At 66.7% G+C, this 23,495-nt stretch carries 20 protein-coding genes; 14 read left to right on the top strand and 6 right to left on the bottom strand.

The window, feature by feature from the left end; all coding sequences use genetic code 11:
* Positions 1-10: 10 nt before the first annotated feature.
* The 6 genes from N440_RS09900 (at position 11) to N440_RS09875 (ending at position 7,014) form a co-directional block, all read left to right on the top strand.
* The gene (locus N440_RS09900; RefSeq protein WP_008265586.1) at positions 11-463 is read left to right on the top strand and encodes an MgtC/SapB family protein; all 453 of its coding nucleotides are present in this window, start codon (positions 11-13) and stop codon (positions 461-463) included.
* A 223-nt stretch (positions 464-686) separates the two neighbouring features.
* Positions 687-2,345, top strand: coding sequence for an L-lactate permease (lldP, locus tag N440_RS09895; RefSeq protein ID WP_133934952.1), 1,659 nt, complete (start codon positions 687-689; stop codon positions 2,343-2,345).
* Between the two features lie 53 nt (positions 2,346-2,398).
* Positions 2,399-3,163, top strand: coding sequence for a transcriptional regulator LldR (gene lldR, locus N440_RS09890; protein WP_008264563.1), 765 nt, complete (start codon positions 2,399-2,401; stop codon positions 3,161-3,163).
* Between the two features lie 4 nt (positions 3,164-3,167).
* The gene (gene lldD / locus N440_RS09885) at positions 3,168-4,307 is read left to right on the top strand and encodes an FMN-dependent L-lactate dehydrogenase LldD (RefSeq protein WP_133934951.1); all 1,140 of its coding nucleotides are present in this window, start codon (positions 3,168-3,170) and stop codon (positions 4,305-4,307) included.
* Positions 4,304-6,004 (top strand): D-lactate dehydrogenase, encoded by a 1,701-nt coding sequence (gene dld, locus N440_RS09880; protein ID WP_133934950.1) that lies wholly within the window; start codon positions 4,304-4,306, stop codon positions 6,002-6,004. Before lldD ends, dld begins: the two co-directional genes overlap by 4 nt.
* 125 nt (positions 6,005-6,129) lie before the next feature.
* Positions 6,130-7,014 (top strand): hypothetical protein, encoded by an 885-nt coding sequence (locus N440_RS09875; protein WP_133934949.1) that lies wholly within the window; start codon positions 6,130-6,132, stop codon positions 7,012-7,014.
* Positions 7,015-7,112: 98 nt separating this feature from the next.
* Here the strand turns inward: N440_RS09875 and N440_RS09870 are convergent, their stop codons facing one another.
* Complete coding sequence (locus tag N440_RS09870; RefSeq protein ID WP_049458397.1) at positions 7,113-7,409, bottom strand: I78 family peptidase inhibitor; 297 nt, start codon at positions 7,407-7,409, stop codon at positions 7,113-7,115.
* A 171-nt stretch (positions 7,410-7,580) separates the two neighbouring features.
* Between N440_RS09870 and N440_RS09865 the strand changes: the two genes are divergently transcribed.
* On the top strand, positions 7,581-8,237 hold the full coding sequence (locus tag N440_RS09865) for a decarboxylase (protein WP_133934948.1): 657 nt from the start codon (positions 7,581-7,583) through the stop codon (positions 8,235-8,237).
* Between the two features lie 68 nt (positions 8,238-8,305).
* Positions 8,306-9,082: a CDP-diacylglycerol diphosphatase gene (locus tag N440_RS09860; protein WP_133934947.1), complete on the top strand. Its 777-nt coding sequence runs from the start codon at positions 8,306-8,308 to the stop codon at positions 9,080-9,082.
* Here the strand turns inward: N440_RS09860 and N440_RS09855 are convergent.
* The gene (locus tag N440_RS09855) at positions 9,079-9,678 is read right to left on the bottom strand and encodes a GNAT family protein (RefSeq protein ID WP_166671554.1); all 600 of its coding nucleotides are present in this window, start codon (positions 9,676-9,678) and stop codon (positions 9,079-9,081) included. The genes N440_RS09860 and N440_RS09855 overlap by 4 nt on opposite strands.
* Positions 9,679-9,889: 211 nt before the next feature.
* Between N440_RS09855 and N440_RS09850 the strand changes: the two genes are divergently transcribed.
* Entirely contained in the window at positions 9,890-12,616 is a 2,727-nt protein-coding gene (locus tag N440_RS09850) for a TonB-dependent receptor (protein WP_133934945.1), read from the top strand.
* 82 nt (positions 12,617-12,698) lie between these two features.
* On the opposite strand, the gene N440_RS09845 is transcribed toward N440_RS09850, so the two are convergent.
* A complete protein-coding gene (locus tag N440_RS09845) occupies positions 12,699-13,343 on the bottom strand; it encodes a hypothetical protein (protein WP_133934944.1) in 645 nt (214 codons plus the stop codon).
* Between the two features lie 185 nt (positions 13,344-13,528).
* Between N440_RS09845 and N440_RS09840 the strand changes: the two genes are divergently transcribed.
* Entirely contained in the window at positions 13,529-14,689 is a 1,161-nt protein-coding gene (locus N440_RS09840) for an amidohydrolase family protein (RefSeq protein ID WP_133934943.1), read from the top strand.
* A 44-nt stretch (positions 14,690-14,733) separates the two neighbouring features.
* Here N440_RS09840 and N440_RS09835 read toward each other — a convergent pair whose 3' ends face one another.
* From N440_RS09835 to N440_RS09825, 3 genes are all read right to left on the bottom strand, one after another.
* Positions 14,734-15,171, bottom strand: coding sequence for a DUF3806 domain-containing protein (locus tag N440_RS09835; protein ID WP_133934942.1), 438 nt, complete (start codon positions 15,169-15,171; stop codon positions 14,734-14,736).
* A 175-nt stretch (positions 15,172-15,346) separates the two neighbouring features.
* On the bottom strand, positions 15,347-15,820 hold the full coding sequence (locus N440_RS09830; protein ID WP_133934941.1) for a DUF3806 domain-containing protein: 474 nt from the start codon (positions 15,818-15,820) through the stop codon (positions 15,347-15,349).
* A gap of 162 nt (positions 15,821-15,982) precedes the next feature.
* Positions 15,983-16,864, bottom strand: coding sequence for a LysR substrate-binding domain-containing protein (locus tag N440_RS09825; protein WP_133934940.1), 882 nt, complete (start codon positions 16,862-16,864; stop codon positions 15,983-15,985).
* A 122-nt stretch (positions 16,865-16,986) separates the two neighbouring features.
* On the opposite strand from N440_RS09825, the gene N440_RS09820 reads away from it, so the two are divergent.
* From N440_RS09820 to N440_RS20355, 4 genes are all read left to right on the top strand, one after another.
* Entirely contained in the window at positions 16,987-17,688 is a 702-nt protein-coding gene (locus N440_RS09820) for an ankyrin repeat domain-containing protein (RefSeq protein ID WP_133934939.1), read from the top strand.
* Between the two features lie 51 nt (positions 17,689-17,739).
* Positions 17,740-19,191: an amidohydrolase family protein gene (locus N440_RS09815; protein ID WP_133934938.1), complete on the top strand. Its 1,452-nt coding sequence runs from the start codon at positions 17,740-17,742 to the stop codon at positions 19,189-19,191.
* Positions 19,192-19,350: 159 nt separating this feature from the next.
* Positions 19,351-19,887 carry a hypothetical protein gene (locus N440_RS09810; RefSeq protein WP_133934937.1) on the top strand — a complete coding sequence of 179 codons (537 nt, stop codon included), beginning with the start codon at positions 19,351-19,353 and terminating at the stop codon, positions 19,885-19,887.
* Between the two features lie 399 nt (positions 19,888-20,286).
* On the top strand, positions 20,287-23,495 hold a 3,209-nt coding region (locus tag N440_RS20355), incomplete at its 3' end, for a calcium-binding protein (RefSeq protein WP_166671553.1).

Below are 23,495 nucleotides of genomic sequence, written 5' to 3'. Positions count from 1 at the left end.
GGAGGCGGCGATGGAACTCACCCAGGATGTCTCGATCCTGCTGCGCGTGGGCGCGGCGATGCTGTTTGGTGGCGTGCTCGGCGTCGAGCGCGAAATGGGCAAGCACGCTGCCGGCCTGCGCACCCACATGCTGATTGCCGGCGCCGCTGCGCTGATCGTCGGCCTCGGTGATTCGGTGGCCGAGCATTTCCAGCAGGAGCGCTACCGCGATCTGCTGCAGGTTGATCCGGTGCGACTGATTGAAGCGGTGGTGGCCTGCGTCGGTTTCGTTGCGGCCGGCACCATCCTGCGCGGTTCGCGCGAGGACCAGGTCAGCGGGTTGACCACCGCCAGTTCACTGATCATGGCCGCCGCCATCGGCATTGCCGTGGGCATCGGCAAGTATGTGATCGCGATCGGGGTCAGCGTGCTGTGCGTACTGGTGCTGGCGGTGATGCGGCGGTTGGAGAGGCGGATTTCCTAGGGAATCTCGAGTTGCCGGCCAGCGGCCGGCACTACCACGGGATTCATATTGGTCGTACCAATATTCAATATAGCGCTATGGTCTAATAGGCTCTTCGCCGGAATGGCGGTTCAATTCGCCGCAAGTGGTCTGTTCTGTTCCACTATTGGTAGTACCAATAGTCGACAGCCACGGCAACCCACCGCCTGCGGTGGGCACATTCCGCCCCCAGTCGAGAGCCTTCATGCAGCCCTGGCAACACCTGTACGACCCCGCCGGCAACCTGTGGTTGTCCAGCCTGATCGCGCTGCTGCCGATCGCGTTCTTCTTCATCGCCCTGGCCGTATTGCGGATGAAGGGCTGGCTGGCCGGCACGATCACCGTGGCCATCGCGCTGGGCGTGGCGCTGCTGTTCTATCGCATGCCGCTGACCCAGGCGTTGGGCGCAGCCGGCTTCGGCTTCGTCTACGGCCTGTGGCCTATCGCCTGGATCATCATCGGCGCGGTGTTTCTGTACAAAGTCTCGGTCAAGACCGGGCAGTTCGACATCATCCGTGCCTCGATCCTGTCGGTCACCGAGGACCAGCGCCTGCAGATGCTGATGGTCGGCTTCGCCTTCGGTGCCTTCCTGGAAGGTGCGGCCGGCTTCGGCGCGCCGGTGGCGATCACCGCGGCGCTGCTGGTCGGGCTGGGCTTCAAGCCGCTGTATGCCGCTGGCCTGTGCCTGATCGTCAACACCGCGCCGGTGGCGTTCGGTGCGATGGGCATTCCGATCATCGTGGCCGGGCAGGTCACCGGCCTGGATGCCTTCGAGATCGGCCAGATGGCTGGGCGCCAGCTGCCGTTCCTTACGATCATCGTGCTGTTCTGGATCATGGCGATCATGGATGGTTGGCGCGGCATCAGGGAAACCTGGCCAGCGGTGCTGGTGGCCGGGGGCTCGTTCGCCATCGCGCAGTACCTGACCTCCAACTTCATTGGCCCGGAACTGCCGGACATCACCGCCTCGCTGGCATCGCTGGTGTGCCTGACCCTGTTCCTGCGTCGCTGGAAGCCGGTGCGGATCTTCCGCTTCGATACCGAAACCAGCGCCGAGGCGGCCGCACAGGCGCTGGAGGCACCGCGCTACAGCGTCGGCCAGATCGCCAAAGCCTGGTCGCCGTTCCTGATCCTCACCGCGATGGTTACGCTGTGGAGCATCAAGCCATTCAAGTCGCTGTTCGCGGCGGGCGGCCCGCTGGAGAGCTGGGTGCTGAAGATCCCGGTGCCGGGCCTGGACCAGATGGTGCAGAAGATGCCACCGATCGTGGACGCGCCGCTCAGCTACGAGGCGATCTACAAGTTCGACTGGTTCTCGGCCACCGGTACCTCGATCATCCTCGCCGCGGTGATCGCCATCATCGCGCTGCGCATGCCGGCCCGTTCGGCGCTGCAGACCTTCGGTGAGACCGTGCGTGAGCTGCGCATGCCGATCTACTCGATCGGCATGGTGCTGGCCTTCGCCTTCATCGCCAACTACTCGGGCCTGTCGGCCACGCTTGCCCTGGCACTGGCACACACCGGCGATGCGTTCCCGTTCTTCTCGCCGTTCCTTGGCTGGCTGGGGGTGTTCCTGACCGGCTCGGACACTTCGTCCAATGCCTTGTTCTCGGCACTGCAGGCCACCACCGCACAGCAGATCGGCGTGTCCGACGTGCTGCTGGTGGCGGCCAACACCACCGGTGGCGTGACCGGCAAGATGATCTCGCCGCAGTCGATTGCCATTGCCTGCGCCGCGGTCGGCCTGGCCGGCAAGGAATCGGACCTGTTCCGCTTCACCGTCAAGCACAGCCTGATCTTCACCACGATGGTCGGCCTGATCACCCTGGCCCAGGCCTACTGGCTGACCTGGATGATTCCCTGAGCCATGCACGGTCGGCCGACCACCCGCCGCGCGCTTCGGGCCACAATGGCGCCATGAGCACGCAACGTATTTCGGACAAGGTGGCCGCGCAGCTGCGCGGGCTGGTGCAGGAACAGCGGCTGCAGCCGGGTGACCGGCTGCCGGCCGAGCGCGCCCTGGCGGTGCAGCTGGGGGTCTCGCGCACCGCATTGCGCGAGGCGATCGCACAGTTGGCCAGCCAGGGTCTGTTGACGGCGCGGGTCGGTGGCGGCACCTATGTGGCCGAACCGGCGGCGCGGGCGCGGCAGGCACTGGATGAACCGCTGGCGCCGTACCTGCCGCTGTTCCAGGGCGACCCGGAATACCGCTTCGACGTGCTGGAGATCCGCCACGCGCTGGAAGGTGCCACCGCCTGGCATGCCGCGCTGCGCGCCACTGACGAGGACCGCACCCGCATCGCGCAGGCGTTCCAGACCATGATGGATGCGCACGGCAAGGACGATCCCACCGGCGAAGCGGAGGCCGACGCGGCCTTCCACCTGTCCATCGCCGAGGCCTCGCACAACCTGGTGCTGCTGCAGGTGATGCGCGGCCTGTTCGAACTGCTGCAGACCAACATCTCGCAGAGCCGCGAAAAGCTCTACACCTCGGCGAGGACCTTCTCGCCACTGTCCGACCAGCATCGCGAGATGATGGACGCGGTGCTGGCCGGCGACCCCGAACGCGCGCGCGCCGCCGCGCATGCCCACCTCGAGTTCGTGCACACCACGCTGCGCACCCTCGATGACAACGAAGCCCGGCGTGCGCGGGCCTCGCGTCTACCTTCCCCACACGGTTGACCCCATGATCATCTCCGCCTCCACCGATTACCGTGCCGCAGCGCAACGCCGGCTGCCGCCGTTCCTGTTCCACTACATCGATGGCGGCGCGTATGCCGAGCACACGCTGAAGCGCAACGTTTCCGACCTGTCCGACATCGCGCTGCGCCAGCGCATCCTGCGCAACATGTCCGACCTGAGCCTGGAGACCGAACTGTTCGGCGAAAAACTGGCGATGCCAGTGGCGCTGGCACCGGTCGGCCTGACCGGCATGTATGCCCGGCGCGGTGAAGTACAGGCGGCGCGCGCGGCCGACAGCCGCGGCATTCCGTTCACCCTGTCCACCGTCTCGGTGTGCCCGATCGAGGAAGTGGCACCGGCGATCCAGCGGCCGATGTGGTTCCAGCTGTATGTGCTGCGCGACCGTGGCTTCATGCGCAACGCGCTGGAGCGCGCGCAGGCCGCGGGCGTGACCACGCTGGTGTTCACCGTGGACATGCCGGTGCCAGGCGCGCGCTACCGTGACGCGCATTCCGGCATGAGCGGACCGAACGCTTCGCTGCGCCGTATCGGCCAGGCCATCACCCATCCGCACTGGGCGTGGGACGTCGGCCTGTTCGGCCGCCCGCATGACCTCGGCAACATCTCCACCTACCGTGGCAACCCGACCGGGCTGGAGGACTACATCGGCTGGCTGGGCAGTAACTTCGATCCGTCCATTTCGTGGAAGGACCTGGAGTGGATCCGCGAATTCTGGAAGGGCCCGATGGTGATCAAGGGCATCCTTGATCCGGATGATGCACGTGATGCGGTGAGGTTCGGCGCCGATGGCATCGTGGTTTCCAATCACGGTGGCCGCCAGCTGGACGGCGTGCTGTCCACCGCACGCGCATTGCCGGCCATTGCCGATGCGGTGCAGGGCGACCTGAAGATCCTCGCCGATTCCGGTATCCGCACCGGCCTGGACGTGGTGCGCATGCTGGCGCTGGGCGCCGACACCGTGCTGCTGGGCCGTGCCTTCGTCTATGCACTGGCTGCTCAGGGCGAAGCGGGGGTGGCCAACCTGCTGGACCTGATCGCCAAGGAGATGCGCGTGGCGATGACACTGACCGGTGCGCGCCGCATCGCCGACATCGGCCGTGATTCGCTGGTCAGCCTGCCGTGAGTGGCCACGATGCCGTGCTGGCGCAGTTGCGCGATGCGGTCGGCAGCCGCCATGTACTGACCGGTGACAAGGCGACCCGCCGTTTCCGCCGTGGCTACCGCTTCGGCGACGGCCCGGTACTGGCGGTGGTGCGGCCGGGCACGTTGCTGGAACTGTGGCACGTGCTGCAGGCCGCGGTGCAGGGTGGGGCGGCGATCATCCTGCAGGCGGCCAACACCGGCCTGACCGGCGGCTCGACCCCGGATGGCAACGACTATGGCCGTCCGATCGTGCTGGTCAGCACGCTGCGCCTGACCGGCATCCAGCTGTTGAACGACGGCCGGCAGGTGCTGTGCCTGCCCGGCGCCACGCTGGATCGCTTGGAGCAGACCCTGGCGCCCCTCGGCCGCGAACCGCATTCGGTGATCGGCTCGTCCTGCATCGGTGCGTCGGTGCTGGGCGGGATCTGCAACAACTCCGGCGGCGCGCTGGTGCGTCGCGGCCCGGCTTACACCGAGCTGGCGTTGTACGCGCAGGTCGATGCGCAGGGCCAATTGCAGCTGGTCAATCATCTGGGCATCACGCTGGGCGAAACGCCCGAGCAGATCCTGCAGCGCCTGCAGGCCGGCGACTATACGGCCGCCGACGTCGGCGATGGCGAGGGCCGTGCCGCGTCCGATCCGCGCTACGCCGGGGAAGTGCGCCGGGTCGATGCCGATACGCCGGCACGCTTCAATGCCGACCCCAGCCGCCACTTCGAGGCCGCAGGATCGGCCGGCAAGCTGGCCGTGTTCGCGGTGCGCCTGGACACCTTCGAGAAGGAGGCTGCCGAGGTCTTCTACATCGGCAGCAACCGCACCGACAGCCTCAGCGCGATCCGGCGCCAGCTGCTGACCGGCTTCGAACGCCTGCCGATTGCTGGCGAGTACATCCACCGCGATGCGTATGACATCGGCGAACGCTATGGCAAGGACAGCTTCCTGCTGATCGACCGCCTCGGCACCGCGCGCGTGCCGGCCGCCTTTGCGCTGAAGAGTCGTGTCGATGGCTGGTTCGAGCGGCTCGGCCTGCGCGGAGTGACCGACCGGGTGATGCAGGTGCTGACCGGTTTGCTGCCTTCGCACCTGCCCAAGCGCATGGGTGAGTTCCGCCAGCGCTACGAGCACCATCTGCTGCTGAAGGTCTCCGCGCAGGACGCCGCAGAGACCGAAGCCTGGCTGCGCGGATTCTTTGCCGACCACGAAGGGGGCTACTTCCACTGCACGGCTGAGGAAGGGCGCAAGGCGTTCCTGCATCGCTTCGCGGTGGCCGGTGCCGCCGTGCGCTACCGCGAGGTGCACCGCGAGCAGGTGCAGGACATCGTGGCACTGGATATCGCCCTGCGCCGCGATGATGCCGACTGGTTCGAGCAGCTGCCGGACGACATCGACAACCGCCTGCTGCACAAGCTGTACTACGGCCATTTCCTGTGCCACGTGTTCCACCAGGATTACATCGCGCGCAAGGGCGAAGATCCGATGGCCATCGAGCACGCAATGTGGGCGCTGCTGGACCAGCGCGGTGCCGAGTATCCGGCCGAACACAACGTCGGCCACCTGTACCCTGCCAAGCCGGCGCTGGCCGGGTTCTACCGCCAGCTGGACCCGAGCAATACCTTCAACCCGGGCATCGGCCAGACGTCGAAGGCGAAGGGCTGGGGTGGTTGCGATTGCGGCTAGACAAGCGATCCGGGTAGCGTCGAGCTTGCTCGACGGCCTCTTTTGCCGGATTGCATGCAGTCGAGCAAGCTCGACTCTACGAGGCAGCGGTTACCATCGGCATTCCACATGCAGGAGCCACCCCGATGCCCATCACTGTAGCGCGCACTTTGCTGTGTGCCGCGTGGCTGGCCACGCCCCTGCTGGGCCTGGCCCAGAACACGATCCTGCCGCAGCAGCGCGACGCTGCCGGCAATGTGATGGAGCCGCTCGGGCAGGTGCTGATCGCCGATGAGACCGGGCCGGCTGGGCTCTATGACTGTACCCGGGATGGCACCTGGTGCGTGCGCGTGCAACCGGTCGCCGAAGAGGGCGGGCGGCCGACCGCGCTGGAAGTGCTTGAGAAAGTACCGGGCCAGGGCAAGCCGCACAGCTACCACGTCGGCATCGACGTGCCGCAGGAAAGCGAGCTGAAGCTGTGGCCGTGGATCGTGCGCCTGGCCCCGGGCGCAGGCAGTGATGGTCCGGTGAGCGATCCGCAGCAACGCGCCCGCCAGAATGTGCTGGTGGGTGGCATCGTCTCGTTCAGCAGCATGTATTCCGGCGGCGGTGCCGATGCGTCCACGTTGCAGCTGGCCCGCGTGCGCCACCTGCAGGACGACATCCAGGTGGACGATGATGTGCTGACTGTGCCGTGGTTGGGTAGCGCGATGATCCGCGCCTGCTTCAGCGAGCAGGACATCAGGCAGCGCGCGGGTGCGTGCCATGACGAATATGGGTTCTCGGCACGGCTGGGGCTGGATGCTGCAGCCGAGGGCATGCCGGTGCTGCGCTACCAGACGGTGGCCACGCGGTTCCCGGCCGGCGTTTCACGGTTCGAGGATTCGCTGGCGAAGGGGCCGCTGAAGAAGAAGGACCTGCGCACCGAGCAGGACCCGGCGTGCAGCTACACGCGGCTGTTCCGCTTCGGGGAAGGCATGTTCCACCCCGACCAGGCGCTGCCGGACTGCGCAGGCTATACCGAACCCTGAGCCTTGTAGAGCCGAGCCTGCGCTCGGCTGGCTTTCCGTGCAGCCTGATCGGAGAGCAGTCGAGCATGGCTCGACCCTACAGAAGCCCTTGGCAGCGCTTACTCGCAGCGGGTGGCCGTGATGACGTTGTCCTTGTCCACGAACACGCGCAGGCGGTCCTGGCGGATGTCCTTGGTGGTGATCGTGCTGGGGCCGATCGGGTTGACCAGGCCAGCACCGCTCTCGCTGGACAAGCGGCGGATGTTGGCTTCATTGGCCGGCTGGCCGATCGCCCAGCCCAGCTGGCTGGCATCGCATTGGCCGCTGCCCTTCACCTGGGGCCCAGGCGTACTGACACAGGCGGACAGCAGGAGGGCGGAGGCGGGCAGCAACAGCGACAGACGGAAGGCGGGCATGCAAGCGCTCCTGCGCAGGGGAAGATGGCCGGAACGATAGCACCCGGCGTGCGAAAGGCGTCAGCATTCCAGTCATTGCCGGCACAGCGTGGCCATTGCATAGTGGGAGGGATGGCTGGCAGTACGTCAGCGGGCAGGCCGGGCCATTCCGGTGAAGGTACTGGACACGGTATGACGGCAGGCAGTTTCCGCGAGAAGGGCATCACGATGACGGCGCTGACGCTGTCCGTGTTGGGTGTGGCGTTTGCCGCATCTGCCGCCGAACCGGAATCCACGGTATCCGAACCGCCTGTGTTCGGCGCCTGGCGCAACCTGCAGACCGAGGCCGGTTACACCCCGGCGCAGCGCAACCTGGCCTTTGCGATGTTGCCGCAGGCGGCCACCCGCGGGGACCGGTTCGCCGTTCTCGACCGTGAAGGCAAGCGGCCGGTATGCTGCCTGCAGGTCGCCAGTCCGTCGCTGGGCGTGGCTGCGCTGCGCGATCAGTACCATCTCCCGCAGGTCTGGGTGAACGACCTGAGCAATGGCCGCAGTGCCGCGCGTCCCTATGTACCCCACGTCTATGCGATGCAGCGGGTGGACGAGCTGGCCGACTATGGTTTCGCCGACGTGCCGGGCGCCTACAGCGACCTGGGTGGCCTGCTGATGCCAGAAGGCACCGCGCTGGAGGCCGATGGCAATGCCGTCCGCCTGGGCGACACCCGATATCCCCTGCAGTTCCAGCGCCAGCCGCACGCCGATGACGATGGCGCGCTGGACCGCTACACGTTGCAGCCAGGCGGGGGCGCGGCGCCGATCGTGGTTGAAGTGCCGTTCGGCACTTACTGATTGCAACGTCGTACTGGCTAGAATGCAGCGCGGCGCCGTCTGCCGCGCCTGTTCCGTGAGCCACTGCTGTGTCCCTGCGCCCCTGCCTGTTGCCGTCCCTGCTGCTGTTGTCCGCCTGCGCCAGTGCGCCTCCACCGCCGGCCCACTCCGATGCGTTGTGGCGGTTGATCGAGCGTGACTGCCGCGGGGCCGAAGGCCCGCGTGGGGACTGCCTGCAGGTGGAGGCGGCGGTGGATCGGCGCGATGTGCTGGTCAAGGATGCGCACGGCGACTACCAGTTCCTGCTGATGCCGCTGGACAAGGTGAGTGGGATCGAGAACCGCAGCCTGTACCAGCGCGGCGCACCGAACTACTTCGCCGCTGCCTGGCAGGCCCGTCGCCATACCGAACGGGCCCTGGGCCAGGCGCTGCCGCGCAGCGTGGCCAGCCTGGCGCTGAATTCACCGCATGGGCGCTCGCAGCATCAGCTGCATATCCACGTCGACTGCCTGCGTGCAGACGTCCTGCAGGCCCTCGATGCACACGCGGCGGTGGTGGGCACCGAGTGGGCGCCACTGCCGGTGCTGCTACGTGGCCATCGCTATCAGGCACGCCTGCTGCCGGGTGCGGAGCTGACCGCCAATCCGCTCAACCTGCTGGCCTATGGTCTGGCAGGCGTGGATGACGTGGGCCAGTGGAGTCTGGTGGTGGCGGGGCGTGACCAGGTACAGGGTGGCCCGGGTTTCATCCTGCTGGCCACCCGCGTGGACGCGGAATCCGGCAACGAGGCCAGTGGGGAAGAGTTGCAGGACCATGCCTGCTCGGTGCTGACCGGCGTCGGCGAAGTGCTGGAGCGGGTGCGCTAGCCCGCCACCTGCAGGCGGCTGCGCCACAGGGGCGCGGTCAGTGCCCACAGCTGACGATCGTGCCAGCCGTCGATGTCCAGATGATGGTCGCGCAGCAGGCCTTCCTGGCTGAAACCGAAGGCGTGCAGCGCATTGGCGAACGGCGTGTCACCGTCTGTTGGCAGCATCACGAACAGGCGATGCAGGCCGACGCCATCGAACAGGAACGGGCACAGTGCCTGCAGCATGGCGTCGGCGTGCGGATGCCAGTGCTGCAGCGACAGCAGCTCGGCGCAGCGCGCCTCCAGCGATTGCAGGCGGATATGCAGCTGGTCCAGCACCGTGCCGTGATCGTCGTCGAATACGCCCAGCAGCAGCTGGTCGTTGTCCTGTTCCAGGCGTGAGCGATGCATGTGGGCGAGGAAGCGTGCCTCCTCGTCGATGCCGGCCGGGTGACGGCGGCCGCGCTGCTGGCGGTCGTCGAACAGGCGCCAGCGCGGCAGGTCGGTGCGCTGGAACGGACGCAGGGTGACCGGCGCCACCTGCAGCTGCAGCAGATGGCGGCGCAGCACCGGGCGTAGCGGGGGGAGGGCGGGGGTCGGATATGGGCTGATCATCCCCGCAACGATGGCGAGGCCCGCAGCGCCAGACCATTCAAATCGTTGCAAAAGCGTGATCGCTGCCGCGGCAGGTCTGATTCGGTTCAGGCATAAGTCCATCAGGGCTGGTCATTTCCGTTGAAACTCCCCATTCAGGACACTTTCGTTACGGGAACGTTATGCGCCGATGGCCGCCGCCCGTGCCACCACCCACTCCTCCAGGAAGCCCATGTCCGCCTCTCACAAGGCGCTGCGCCCGCGTCCGCTGGTGCTCGCGCTGTCGTCCCTGATGCTGGTCTCGTTGCCGGCCTTCGCGCAGGAAAGCGCACCCACCCAGCTACAGGAAGTGAAGGTCACCGGCTCGCGCATCCCCCGCGCCAGCGTCGAGGGGCCGTCGCCGGTGACGGTGATCAGCCGTGAGCAGATCGATGCGCAGGGTTACCGCAATGCCTTCGATGCATTGAGTGCGCTGACCGAGAACACCGGCAACGTGCAGGGCGAGGACTTCGGCAATACGTTCACCCCGGCCGCCAATACCATCAATCTACGAGGGCTGGGCCCGAACCGGACGCTGGTACTGGTCAACGGCCGACGCCAGTCCGACTATCCGCTGGCCTACGAAGGCTCGGTGAACGTGGTCAACCTGGCGAACATTCCGAGCGCGCTGATCGAACGCATCGAGGTGCTGGCTGCCGGTGCATCGGCGGTGTACGGCTCCGATGCCATCGCCGGCGTGGTCAACATCATCCTCAAGGACCGCTTCGAGGGCGTGGACGTGAACGTGCGTGCTGGCGGCACCCAGCAGGGTGGGGGTGACAACCAGCGCGTGCAGGTGGTCGGTGGTGGTTCCGGCGAGCGCTGGGATGGCCTGTTCGGCTTCGAGTTCGATGTGCGCAAGGCGATCCACGCGCGCCAGCGCGACTTCATGGATTCGCTGGACGATGACCCGACCGGCAAGGCGCCGCAGGCCACCGCCATCGCTTACCGGCGCAACGCCGCCACCGGCCGCAACATCGACCCGGGTACGAATGGCTGCGACCCCGCGTCGGGCATCTACGGCGGCAGTGTGTTCCGTGCCTTCAACCCGCGCCAGGGCTGGTACTGCGGCAGCAACGAGGCCGCCGCCAGCTACTGGACCGTGCAGACCGAGAAGCGCAACCTCAATGGGTATGGCCTGCTGACCTTCCACGTCAACGAGACGACCGACCTGTTCGCCGATCTGGCCGTGGGCAGCGCACGCATCACCAACAACACCCGCGCGCCCACCTGGACGTCGGCCCGCAACTACTTCTACAACCAGACCACCGGCAACCTGGAGAGCTGGTACCGCCGCTTCGCACCGGAAGAAATCGGTGGCCTGCCGCGCAACGCCAACCGCTTCCTGGAAAGCTCGTGGTCGTTCAACGTCGGCGCGCGCGGTCGGATCGGCGACAGCGACTGGGACTACGAGGCGGTCTACAGCCGTTCCCGCTACGAGAACCGTACCCGTCGCCCGGTGCTGCTGGCCGGCATCAACGAATACCTGCTCGGCCCGAAGCTGGGCGTACGCGATGGCGTGGAGGTCTATGCACCGGACCCGGCACGCCTGTTCAAGCCGCTGACGCCGAACGAGTACGAGGGGCTGTCCGATTACCAGGAAAGCCGCAATGCGGCGTGGCTGCAGACCTTCAGCGCCAGCATCAACGGCCGCCTGTTCGCGCTGCCCGGCGGTGATGCAGCGCTGGCGGCGGTGGTCGAGGCCGGCAGCCAGGGTTACCGCAACCGCCCCGATCCGCGGCTGGGGAGCGGAGAGTTCTGGAATACCAGCGCCGGCATCGGTGCCGGTGGCGAGCGCGACCGCTATGCGGCGGGCGTGGAACTGCAACTGCCGTTGCTGAAGTCGCTGACTACCACCCTGGCCGGTCGCTACGACCAGTACCGTGCCGGGGGCGAGCACCTCGGCAAGGCCACCTGGAGTTTCGGCGTGGAGTTCCGCCCGATCGAGAGCCTGCTGATCCGTGGTACCGCTGCGACCAGCTTCCGCGCGCCGGACATGAACTACGTGTTCGCCACCGAGACCCGCGGCTACAACCCGGGCATGACCGACTACTGGCGTTGCCGCACCGCAGGCCAGTCCTACGACAACTGCGACTACAACGGCCTGTCGATCGACTACAGCAACCGTGCGAACCCGCAGCTGCAGCCGGAAACCGCCAAGTCCTACGGCTTCGGCGTGGTCTGGTCGCCGCTGGCCGGGCTGGATTTCAGCGCTGACTACTACGACATCCGCATCGACAACGAGGTGACCAGCCTCGACACCAGCCGCATCCTGCGCGATGAAGCCGATTGCCGCCTGGGTCGCACGCTGGGCGGCGAGGCGCGCGACATCGGCTCACCGTTGTGCCAGGACGCGCTGTCGCGGGTGATCCGTAACCCGTCGACTGCCACCGTGCAACCGGACCAGGTGACCCGCGTGCTGATCAACCCGATCAACGCGGCGTCCGAATCGGTGCGCGGCCTGGACCTGAAGGGCAACTGGCGCTTCGATGCCGGCCGCTATGGCCGCTTCACCACGCGCCTGGCCTACACCGTGGTACTGGAACACACGTACAAGCAGTTCTCCGATGATCCGGAGCGCGACATCCGCAATTCGCTGGATGACTACCAGTGGCGCAGCAAGGCCAACGGCAGCATCACCTGGAACCAGGGTGACTGGACCACCACGCTGTATGGCAACCGTTTCGGCTCGCTGCCCAAGAGCGATGGCAGTGGCCGCATGGGGCCGTACATGACCTACAACGCCAGCGTGTTCCGCCAGTTCGGCGAGAACCTGTCGGTGGGCGTGATCGTCAACAACCTGCGCGACAGCCGCCCGCCGGCGGACAGGAACGGAGGCGGCTGGCCGTTCTATCCGGTCGGCAACTACGACCCGTATGGCCGCCAGTACTGGTTGCAGCTGGACTACCGGTTCCGCTGATCCCGCTGCAAGCGAAAGGCCCGGCATTGCCGGGCCTTGTGCTTTTCACTCATTGTGCGGTGCCGCTGCGCCCGCCGTCGGTTCAGGGCAGCGCCTGCTGCAGGTACGACTCGATGACGTAGCTCAAAGGCTGCTGCTGGCGGTCGCGCAGCAGGGCGCGCACTTCCAGGATCACGCCGTGATCGCCTTCGCCGCGCGGCGGCCAGAAGGTCTGGTCGGCCAGGGTCTGGCGCTGGAAGCCGAGCGGGCCGACCACGCGGCCGAACGGCTCATCGGTGCTGTCCAGCACGTCGTTCATGGCCGGGCTGAGGTGGCCGGGCAGGTACCAGTTGTCGGCCTCGGACAGCACGCGGCTGCCACAGACCAGCTGCACGCGGCGGTAGCGCAGGGCGGTACCGGATTGCGCCGCGCCCAGCGCCTGCAGCACATCGGCCGGTGCCGGCTTGTCCTGGCCGCGCACGCGCACCGCACGCACCCGTGCCTGCTCGGCCAGGCCATGCTCGGCGCACCAGTGTTCCAGGGTGGCGGTGGCGCTCTGCCCGGACAGCACGCGCTGGTGCAGCCGTTCGACCAGCGCAGCCGGCGCGATGCGCTGCTGTCCAGGCGGTGCCTGCAGCGGCGCGGCGGCGGCGGCATCAGTGGCGGACAGGCTGGCGATCGGGGCGGCGGCAAGCAGGGACGCGGCCTGCCAGCGGCGGAGACGATCGTGGCGGTCGGACGGGCCCATGCGGCATCACAGCGGAAACAGGTCTCTATGGTACCCGTTCAGGCGTGTGCACGGCGTGGCAGCGGCCGGCCGTCGTTGCGGCATTCATCGTTCTGATGAATGCGTGGCATCCAGATATTTCGTTGGCCGATGGGGGCGCCGGGGGCGCAGGATGGCGTCATGACCTGGCTTTGCGGGAGTTTCCGATGACGCTTCAGTTCGTCCATGGAGGCGTGGACTGCGAGGGTGCGCCGTTGCATTTCCACATCCACAACGGGCGTATCAGTGGCCTGAACGCAGAGGGCGCGCCGCGTGAAGGTGCGGAAAGCGTTGATCTGAGCGGCTTTGCCATTCTGCCGGGCCTGGTCGACGGCCATATCCACCTGGACAAGAGCTTCGTGGGTGACCGCTGGCATCCGCACCAACCGGTGAACAGCCTGCGTGAGCGGTTGGCGGTGGAGAAGGCGGCCGTGGCGGGCGCGGCACCGATGGTCGACCGGGCCGAGGCGCTGATCCGCCAGTGCAGCGGCTTCGGCACGGTGGCGATGCGCTGCCACGTCGACATCGATGCCAGTACCGGGCTGCGCCACCTGGACGCGGTGCGCGAGGCGGCGCTGCGCTGCGCCGACATCATGCGCATCCAGCTGGTGGCGTTCCCGCAGGCCGGGGTGATGTCCTGCCCAGGTACCGTCGCAGTGCTGGAGCAGGCCATTGCCGCGGGCGTGGAGGTGCTGGGCGGCATCGATCCGACCACCCTCGATGGCGATGCCGAAGGCCAGCTGGCGCTGTTGTTCGGCCTGGCCGAGCGCTACGGCGTGCGGCTGGACATCCATCTGCATGAACCCGGTGAGACCGGGCTGGCCCAGCTGTTGCGCATCGCGGCGCGGACCCGGGCGGCCGGATTGCAGGGCCGGGTGGCGGTCAGCCATGCCTATTCGCTGGGTGAGGTGCCGCTGGCGCGCGCGCTGCAGGTCGGCGAGGCGTTGGCCACGGCCGGCGTAGCGATCATGAGCAATGCACCGGGCGACCATCCGTTCCCGCCGCTGCACGCGCTGCATGATGCCGGCGTGCGCGTGTTCGCCGGCAATGACAACATCCGCGACTGCTGGTGGCCGTACGGCAATGGCGACCTGCTGCAGCGGGCGATGCTGCTGGGCTACCGCTCCGGCTTCTACACCGATGCCGACCTGATGCTGGCGCTGGACATGGTCACCACCCATGCCGCTCAGGTGATCGGGCTGCCACAGTACGGCCTTGCGGAGGGCCTCCCGGCCACCTTCGTCGCGGTGCGTGCCGACCATGGCCCGGCGGCGGTGGCTGCAGTGCCAGTGCAACGCCGCGTGGTGGTGGACGGCCGCTGGCTGTAGGTCCACGCCATGCGTGGATGATGTGATCGAATCCGGTGCGCGGCTCACACGTAGTCGTGGGCCCGGGTCGCGACGAACTCCTCCAGCCACGCCAGCAGGTGGGCAATGTCGATCACCTCGCCCTGCTCGACGCGCTTGAGCAGCAGCGTACTGGCACCGATCTGCAGGCTGCTGTCGGCATAGCGCAGCACCGCGTCGATGCCCCAGGCGTCGGTGACCTGCATCCACGCCAGGCCTGGCACGCGCTGGGCCAGGGTGTCGCCGAACGCCACGCCGAGTGCTTCCCAGCCGTCGCCGTCGTCACGGTCGATCAGTTCGGCGTCGACCACACGCTGCAGCGTGCTGGCTGGCAGTGGCCATTGCACCGGCAGGCTGGGGAAACCGGCCGCCACGCGCGCGGCGATCAACGACCGCTGGTGCTGCAGATGGGTCTGCAGGGCAGCAGGCAGGGGGTCGAAGCGGGTGGGGATCTCGTCGGACATGGCAACGCGCCGTGGAGCACGGAAACAGTGGGCACTGTAGGGGGCCATGGAGCGCCCGGTGGGGCCGGATTGTTCAGATATCGATGTTTAATGCGCGAACTCTGATTGCTCCCGCAGGTGCAGCATCAAGGTCCGGATACGTCAATCTGCGCGGCTCCATCGCCCTCCCATCGACTCAGCTGAACTTGTGCGCTTGCTGGATGACGAACTCCTCGAGAGTTTCAAGCAGATGATTGATCTCGATGGTCTCGCCTATTTCGACGCGTTTGATCAACAGAGTGCCGGCGCTGACCATGATATCGTCGTCTCCGTAGCGGAGAACCGCATCGACGCCCCAAGCATCGGTTACCTGCACCCAGGCAAGTTCCGGTACACGCTGTATCAGGCAGTCACCGAATGCGACCCCCAATGCTTCCCAACCGTCACAATCATTGGGATCGATCAGTTCGGCTTCTACCACGCGTTGCAGCGTGCTTGGCAGCAGTGGCCATTGAACAGGCACTGTCGGGAACGCAGATGCGACCTGGGTAGCAACCTTTGCGCGCTGTTTGTACATGTGTGCGATGAGTGCAGGTGGTAGTGGGTCGAACCGGATGTCGGCTTCGTCTTGCGGAGCAGAGGTCAAAGTAACCTGGCACGTGTTGGTCATAGGCGGGATGTTTCGGAGACGGGCGTTCGCTACCCTATCGCCCGAGCGCTGGGTACGCCATCAGTGGGTCTTTTACGACAAGCATGTACCCGCTGGCGCTTCATCGTCCTTTCGGATAGCACGCGGTCGTTTCCATGCACACATGGCGTGGATCCACGGTGCTCAATCCGGTTCGCGCTGCACCTGCCGCCACAACTCGCCAGCCAGAGCACGCACCGCATCATCGGCATCGGCGCGATGCAGCAGGCCGATCTCGTAGTTGTCGATCACCGGCAGGTCGCGCTCACCATCGATGATGCGGTGCTCACGCAGGACCGCGCGGCGGGGCAGCAGGCTGATGCCGATGCCATCGGCCACCGCGCCCTGGATGCCGCTGAGCGACGAGCTGGTGAAGGCGATGCGCCAGCGCAGGCCCAAGGCCTCGACCGCGTGGATCATCTCGTCGCGGTACAGCCCGCGCGGCGGGAAGGTGACCAGCGGCAGCGGATCCAGCTGCAGGCAGCTGCTGCGCAGGCTGTCGATCCAGTGCATCGGCTCACGCCGGCAGTGCACGGCCTGACGCGTGTTGCGACGCTGTTTGACCAGCACCAGGTCCAGCTCGCCATGGTCGAATCCGTGCGCCAGGTCGCGGCTCAGTCCGCTGCTGATCTCCAGCTTCACCTGCGGATGGCGGCGGCTGAAGGCCGCCAGCATCCGTGTGGTCTGCGCGTTGACGAAGTCCTCGGGCACGCCGATGCGCACGGCGGTCTCCACCGTGGCACCGGCCAGTGCCTGCGCCATTTCCTCGTTCAGGTCGAGCATGCGCCGCGCATAGCCGAGCAGGGTGTGGCCGGCATCGGTGGGATGCACGTCGCGGTGGCCACGTTCGAGCAGGCGGTGCCCGGCCAGTTCCTCCAGGCGGCGCACCTTCTGGCTGACCGTGGACTGGGTCGAATGCAGTCGCGTGGCGGCGGTGGTGAAACTGCCACAGTCGGCCACCATCACCAGCGCCCGCAGCAGGTCCAGTTCGAACAGGGTTCTATTCGATTTGGCACTGTCTGGCATTTGAACATTTCACTTCTGGATGCACGTGGCGACTTCTACCATGCCAAGCAACCACCGGCAATGCCCGGCCATTGCGAGCGCCGCGCGCCGTGCTGCGGTGATGGACAGGAGGAGACACCGACATGCGCTTCCATCGTTGCCGTGCCTGGCCTGCACCGTTCGTGCGCGCGCTGCTGGTGTGTCTGCTGGCCATGGTCACGCCCGCCTGCACCGCCACCTCCCGGGCGGACGCCGATGCCCTCCTGCGTGATGCCGCCAGCCGCGGCGATGCCGGGGCCGTGCGCGAGGCAATCGGGCAGGGCGCCGATCTGGACGCTCGCGACGGCCAGGGCCGCACCGCGCTGCTGCTGGCCACGCATGGCAACAACGTGGATGCTGCGCGCGAGTTGATCGAGGCCGGTGCCGACGTCAATGCCAAGGATGCGTTGCAGGACAGTGCCTACCTGTACGCCGGTGCGCGTGGCCTGGATGAAATCCTGGCGATGACGCTGGCGCACGGCGCTGATCTGCGCAGCACCAACCGCTATGGTGGTACCGCGCTGATTCCGGCCGCCGAGCGCGGCCACGTCGCCACCGTGCGCACGCTGCTGCGCGCGGGCGTTGCGGTGGATCATGTCAACCGCCTGCACTGGACCGCATTGCTGGAAGCGATCCTGCTCGGCGATGGAGGACCGCGTCATGTGCAGATCGTGCAGCTTCTGCTCGATGCCGGTGCCGATCCCGAACGGGCTGACGGCGATGGCGTGACACCACTGGCCCATGCGCGGCAACGCGGCTACACCGACATCGAAGCACTGCTGCGCCAGTACGGCGCCGTGCGCTGAGGCCCGACCCCTTCCACCCGCACGCTGGGCGTGCCCACCAGGATGCTGTCCATGTTCCGTTTCCATTCGCTGTCTCTTGCCGTCCTTGTTGCAGTGGCCCCGCTGTCGGCCGCGGCCGCCGAGCGTGCCGACCTGTTGATCCGTAATGCCACCGTGGTGGATGTCGAACATGCCAGCACGCTGCCTGGGCAGAGCGTGGTGATCCGCGGCGAGGACATCGTTGCCGTTGGTCCGGACGCGCAGCTGCGCAGCCAGTGGAAGACCACCCGCCAGATCGATGCCAAGGGCAAGTACCTGATCCCGGGCCTGTGGGACATGCACGTGCACTTCGGTGGCGGCCCGGCGCTGATCGAAGAGAACAAGGCGCTGCTGCCGCTGTACATCGCGCACGGCATCACCACCGTGCGTGACTGCTCCGGCGACCTGCCCGGGCAGGTGCTGCAGTGGCGAGGCGAGATCGCCAAGGGCACGTTGTTCGGGCCGCGCCTGCTCAGTTCGGGCGCGAAGATCGAAGGCATCAAGCCGGTCTGGAAGGGCACGATCGAAGTGGGCAGCGAGGCGGACGTCGACCAGGCGATCGTCCGCCTGCAGCACGACAAGGTCGATTTCGTGAAGATCACCGACAGCACGCTGAAGCCGGAACTGTTCCTGTACTCGGCCAGTGCCGCTCGCAAGGCGGGTTTCAAGGCATCCGGCCATATCCCGATGGCGCTGACCGTGGAGCAGGCCGTGGACGCAGGGCTGGCTTCGATCGAGCACCTGGACTATGCGTTCAAGGCCGGCAGCAAGGACGAGGCGCAGATCGCCGCCGACTTCGCCGCCGGCCGCATCGACCGTGCCGAAGCCAACCGGCGGCTCGACGCCAGCTTCGACCGCGATACCGCGATGCGCGCCTACCGCGATTTCGCCAGGCGTGGCGTGTTCGTGACCCCGACCCTCAACGGTGGCCGCATCCTCGACTTCCTCGACCAGGATGACCACGCCAACGACCCGTACCTGGCCTACATCGGCCCGGGCCTGCGCGCGACCTACCAGTGGCGCGTGGACCGCGCCGCGAAGGCCACGCCCGCGCAGATCGAAGCGCGCCACGCGCAGTATCACCAGGTGGCCGCAGTGCTGCCGCTGCTGCAGGAGGCGGGCGTGACGATCATCGCCGGCACCGATGCGGGTTTCCTGAACTCGTACAACTTCCCGGGCATTGCGCTGCACCAGGAACTGCAGCTGTTCGTGAAGGAGGGCCTGAGCGCACCGCAGGCGTTGTCGGCAGCGACCCGTTCCGGCCCGGCCTGGTTCGGCCAGATGGATCGCTACGGTGGCGTGGCCACCGGCAAGGCCGCCGACCTGGTGCTGCTGACCGCCAATCCGCTGCAGGACATCGCCGCTACCGGGAAGATCGACAGCGTAATCCTGCGTGGCAACGTGTATGACCGGGCCGCGCTGGACAGGATGCTGGCGGAAACCAAGGCCAAGGTGGCGGCCTGGAATGCCGAGGCGGCACGCTGACATGACCGCCGGCGCGGTGTCTTGACAGGTCATGGGGGAGCGGCGCTAAGGTCTGCATTCCAGTGTGCATTGGCATGGTAGGGACATCATGTTGCGGATCCTGCAGACGGGTTGGCGGGTGCGTACGGCCTACGGGTGGTCGTACGGAAGCGCCGGGCGATGAGCCGGGCGCGGTTGTTTCCGTTGCTGGCTGGTATCGGCATCGTGCTGGTGGCGATCATGCTGGCGGCGCTGGCGTGGCGGGTGGAGCTGATGGGGCTGCCGCATCCGCAATGGTTGAGCTGGGCACAGGCGATTTCGGCCGTTACCCGCTACTCGCAGAACTCGCAGTTGGGTCTGGCGGCCGACGTCTACTACGCGCTGATGCCGCTGTTGGTGCCGGTCTCCGCGTTCTGGTCGCACCGCGCGCTCTGCTACGACGCTGATGGCCGCCCCAGCGCCTGGCAGAGACGGGCGTTCCGGCCGGCGCAGCGTCGTGCCGGGGTGTTCGCGGTGCCATTGTTCGCCGCGTTGCCGGTAACGCTGTTGTGCCTGTTCCGGGGCGGCGACCTGCTCCGGCTGTCGATCCAGGGCAACTTCTGGGCGATGGCGCTGAAGGGCTGGCTCCCCTTCTTCGTGTGCGGGGTGGCCATCGCCCTGGTGGTATCGATGGTGGAGAAGCTGTTGCGACCCGCATCCGCCAACGCAGGCGGCTGACCGGGTTCGAATCGGAGTGAACGGCACCGGGGCGGGGCCTGTGCGGACCTCCGTCCGTCGGCTGCCTCTTGCCAGCCTGGGTTGCTTGGGCTATACCGCCGTTCATTCGAGTGCAGCGCATAGCAGGGACGTTATGTCTGGAGTGTTCGAGGTCTGTTGCCGGCGGCGGGAAAGGATCCCGGCCGCGTCCGGGTTTGCGCCCCCGAAGGGGCCGCTGGTTCGCGATTCCGCATCGTAGTCCGTAACAGGCGCTGGCGCGCAACTGTGCCGGCGCTGTTCCCGTTGTGCCTGATCGAAACCGCCGCCAGCAGCGCAGGGGGCAGGCATGCATCGGCGCGCGTGCCTGCAACACCGTGCAGAGGGCATCTGCAGTACCGACCTTCACAAGGAAGCGAGCACATGAACACGCAGACTTGGCAGTTGCCCAAGAACTACGTCATCGATCCGGACACCGGTGATATGACGATCTTCAACCACGACGGGTCGATCACCGTGCTGCGGAAAGACCCGGCGACCGGTGCCTATTCGCTGGAGCACAACGGGGTCAAGGTCAGCCAGGATCAGTTCAACCTGTCGATGCTGTGGTCGCTGATGAAGGAGACCACCAAGGCGCCGGGTATGGAAGGGCCGGACATACAGGACGTGATTCCGCTGGTGCTTGCCGCGGCCAGCGGCGACGGTGCCAAGCACACGTTCCTGGACGACATGGCCAAGGCGCTGAAAGCACAGAGCGAGGCCGTGCTGGCCGGAGTCTCGCGGCAGACGGCGCATGCGCAGTTCCTGCGTGATGCATCGGCGGTGGTGCAGAAGAACAGTGCGGGCATGGCCCAGCATCTGGATGCGAGTGCACGGGCCACCCTGAACAAGGCGCTGGCCGGACTGGCGAAGGCCGATGCACTGGAAATCCGTGCAGCGCGCAGTGGCCGCGCTGCCGATCTGATCGACGCGCGCTACGGCAAGATCGGCGCCGTGCTGGATGTGGTCTCGCTGCTGTCGGCACTGGCCGAGGGTGACAGCAACGAGATTCTGAAGACGTCGCTCGGCATTCTTGCCGGCATCGTTGCCGGTAGTGCGGCCGCCTTCTTTGGCGCGCCCATGCTGCTGGGCCTTGGCATCGGCCTGCTCGGGTCGTGGGGAGCGGGCCTGCTGTACGACGCAGTGATCGGACCGAACATCGGTGATCTGGGTAATTTCTGGGACAACCTGTTCGGTGCGCTGGGTCTGGGTGACGGCGTGGGCGGCGATTTCGCCGCGGCCCGCAACCTTGTGCCGCGGCGGGATCCGTTGGCGCTGGACCTCGATGGCGACGGCATCGAGACGGTCGGGGTACGCGCCGGCGTCTTGTTCGATCACGATGGCGATGGGGTGCGCCAGGGCACCGGCTGGATTGGCCCGGACGATGGGCTGCTGGTGCTGGACCGCAATGGCAATGGCCGGATCGACAACGGTACCGAGCTGTTCGGCATCGACACGCCCTTGCCGGACGGTAGCCAACCACGGTCCGGATTTGCGGCACTGTCGAGCCTGGACAGCAACGGCGACGGCATCTTCGACGCACGCGACGCGCGGTTTGCCGATGTCAGGGTGTGGCGCGATCTCAACCAGGACGGCATCTCGCAGGCCACTGAACTGTTCACCCTGGAGGGGCTGGGCATCGCGTCGATCGGCCTGACCCCGCACAGCGCCGATGACCAGAATCTCGGCAACGGCAACATCATCGACAACCACGGCACTTACGTGCGCACCGATGGCAGCAGCGGTGCCATTGTCGACATGCAGTTCGCGGTGGAGAACTTCTATCGCGAATTCGACCGCGGGACCCATCCGGTGACCCTGCTGGGCGCGGTCAAGGCGTTGCCGGACCTGCGCGGCTCCGGCGCGGTGCGCGATCTGCGCGAGGCGGCCAGCCTGTCGCCGGCGCTGTTGCAGGCACTGCAGGCGGTGGTGCCTGGCATGTCACGCGACGCATTGCTGGCCAGGATCGATGGCATCGTCACCCTGTGGGCCGCATCGTCGGGCATGAAGACCGGCGAAGAGATCGTCGAGGGCGAAGCCGGTGGGCGCACCCTGCGTTACCACGGCGTTGTTCCGCAGTCGGTGCAAGCGCAGGGCGAGAGCGCTGTCAGTGCCTGGAAGACCGCGCAGCACGCCACGCTGGGGCCGATCATCGCGCTGCTTGAGCGCTTCAATGGCTCGACCCTGGTCAGTATCAGTGGCGACCGTGTCAGCACCGGCGGCCGCGGCTTCGGCGGCGGCGCGATGCAGACCGAGATCGATGTTGAGTTGTGGCCCGAACAGATCGCCCCGCTGTTGCGGGCGCATGCCGCCCTGGTGGATTCGGTGTATGGCGCCCTGGCCCTGGGCGTGCGCCTGAAGGACGTGATGGCGTCGTTCCGGCCGGTGTTCGGCAGCCCGGGCCTGAGCTGGGACACGGCGGGCATGACGGCGGCACTATGGGCGAAATGGCAGGGCGACACGCTGGGCGCCCTGCAGGACGTGATGGACATCAAGCGTTACGCCAGCGCACAGATGGAAATGGCGGATTGGCCCGGTCTTTCGGTCCTGACCGAGATGGTGCGCCAGACCCGTGCGCTGGCCGGAGGGGACCAACTGCTGGCGCAGGCCGGCATCAGCCTGGTCCAGGGAAGCGCCAACGGCGGCAGCGGTCAGGATTGGCTGTGGGGCGGGACCGCGGCGGATACGATCAACGGGGGGGCAGGCGCAGACTTCCTTGTGGGGGGGGAAGGCGATGACAGGTTGAACGGTAACGGCGGTGACGACGAGATCGCCGGCGGGGTCGGCAATGACCGGCTTGTCGGCGGTGATGGCAGCGACGTACTGCTGGGGGAGCAGGGCGACGACAACCTTGAAGGTGAAGGTGGAAACGACCTGTTGATCGGTGGTGCTGGCAACGACAAGCTGCGTGGTGGTTTCGGCAACGACACCTATCATTTCGACCTGGGCTGGGGCAGTGACCGGCTCTACAACGATGACACCAGCAGAGGGCGGACTGACATCATCCGCTTCGGCGCCGGTATTCTGGCCGGCGATATCCGGGTGAGCCGTTCGTACAGTGACCTGTTGCTGACCCATGCCAACGGTGATCGCATCACCGTCGACATGGGCCTTTACTACGATGCGCTGGCGGGTACCGCCTTTCGTATCGATGAGGTCCACTTCGATGACGGAACCATCTGGACCATGGAGCAGATCAAGCAGATGCTGCTGCAGCCGACCAGTGGTAACGACAGCATTACCGGCTACGCCACCGATGACACCCTGCGTGGAGGGGAGGGCAACGACAAGATCCTCGGCGAAGGCGGCAACGACACGCTGTATGGAGATGCCGGCAACGACGATCTGGACGGGGGCGCCGGCAATGATGTGCTGATCGGCGGCAGTGGCAACGATATCCTGCGCGGCGGCAATGGCAGCGATACCTACCGTTTCGAACTGGGCTGGGGCAACGACAAAATCGTCGCCAGCGACACCGGCACGGGTCGGGTGGAAACCATCCAGTTTGGCGAAGGCATCCTTGCCAGCGACATCCGCCTGAGCCGCACCACCTACGACCTGGTGCTGACCCACAGCAATGGTGATCGCATCAC

The sequence above is a fragment of the Stenotrophomonas sp. CC22-02 genome, assembly GCF_004365115.1.
Taxonomy (GTDB): Bacteria; Pseudomonadota; Gammaproteobacteria; order Xanthomonadales; family Xanthomonadaceae; genus Stenotrophomonas; species Stenotrophomonas forensis.
This window is presented reverse-complemented; position numbering and strand designations above follow the sequence as displayed.

Coding starts and splice junctions, on each gene's coding strand:
- N440_RS09875 (WP_133934949.1), top strand. CDS start 6,130: ATGCCCATCACTGTAGCGCGCACTTTGCTGTGTGCCGCGTGGCTGGCC.
- N440_RS09815 (WP_133934938.1), top strand. CDS start 17,740: ATGTTCCGTTTCCATTCGCTGTCTCTTGCCGTCCTTGTTGCAGTGGCC.
- N440_RS09810 (WP_133934937.1), top strand. CDS start 19,351: ATGAGCCGGGCGCGGTTGTTTCCGTTGCTGGCTGGTATCGGCATCGTG.
- N440_RS09855 (WP_166671554.1), bottom strand. CDS start 9,678: ATGATCAGCCCATATCCGACCCCCGCCCTCCCCCCGCTACGCCCGGTG.
- N440_RS09835 (WP_133934942.1), bottom strand. CDS start 15,171: ATGTCCGACGAGATCCCCACCCGCTTCGACCCCCTGCCTGCTGCCCTG.
- lldD (WP_133934951.1), top strand. CDS start 3,168: ATGATCATCTCCGCCTCCACCGATTACCGTGCCGCAGCGCAACGCCGG.
- N440_RS09825 (WP_133934940.1), bottom strand. CDS start 16,864: ATGCCAGACAGTGCCAAATCGAATAGAACCCTGTTCGAACTGGACCTG.
- lldP (WP_133934952.1), top strand. CDS start 687: ATGCAGCCCTGGCAACACCTGTACGACCCCGCCGGCAACCTGTGGTTG.
- N440_RS09900 (WP_008265586.1), top strand. CDS start 11: ATGGAACTCACCCAGGATGTCTCGATCCTGCTGCGCGTGGGCGCGGCG.
- N440_RS09840 (WP_133934943.1), top strand. CDS start 13,529: ATGACGCTTCAGTTCGTCCATGGAGGCGTGGACTGCGAGGGTGCGCCG.
- N440_RS09820 (WP_133934939.1), top strand. CDS start 16,987: ATGCGCTTCCATCGTTGCCGTGCCTGGCCTGCACCGTTCGTGCGCGCG.
- N440_RS09830 (WP_133934941.1), bottom strand. CDS start 15,820: ATGACCAACACGTGCCAGGTTACTTTGACCTCTGCTCCGCAAGACGAA.
- N440_RS09865 (WP_133934948.1), top strand. CDS start 7,581: ATGACGGCAGGCAGTTTCCGCGAGAAGGGCATCACGATGACGGCGCTG.
- N440_RS09845 (WP_133934944.1), bottom strand. CDS start 13,343: ATGGGCCCGTCCGACCGCCACGATCGTCTCCGCCGCTGGCAGGCCGCG.
- lldR (WP_008264563.1), top strand. CDS start 2,399: ATGAGCACGCAACGTATTTCGGACAAGGTGGCCGCGCAGCTGCGCGGG.
- N440_RS09870 (WP_049458397.1), bottom strand. CDS start 7,409: ATGCCCGCCTTCCGTCTGTCGCTGTTGCTGCCCGCCTCCGCCCTCCTG.
- N440_RS09850 (WP_133934945.1), top strand. CDS start 9,890: ATGTCCGCCTCTCACAAGGCGCTGCGCCCGCGTCCGCTGGTGCTCGCG.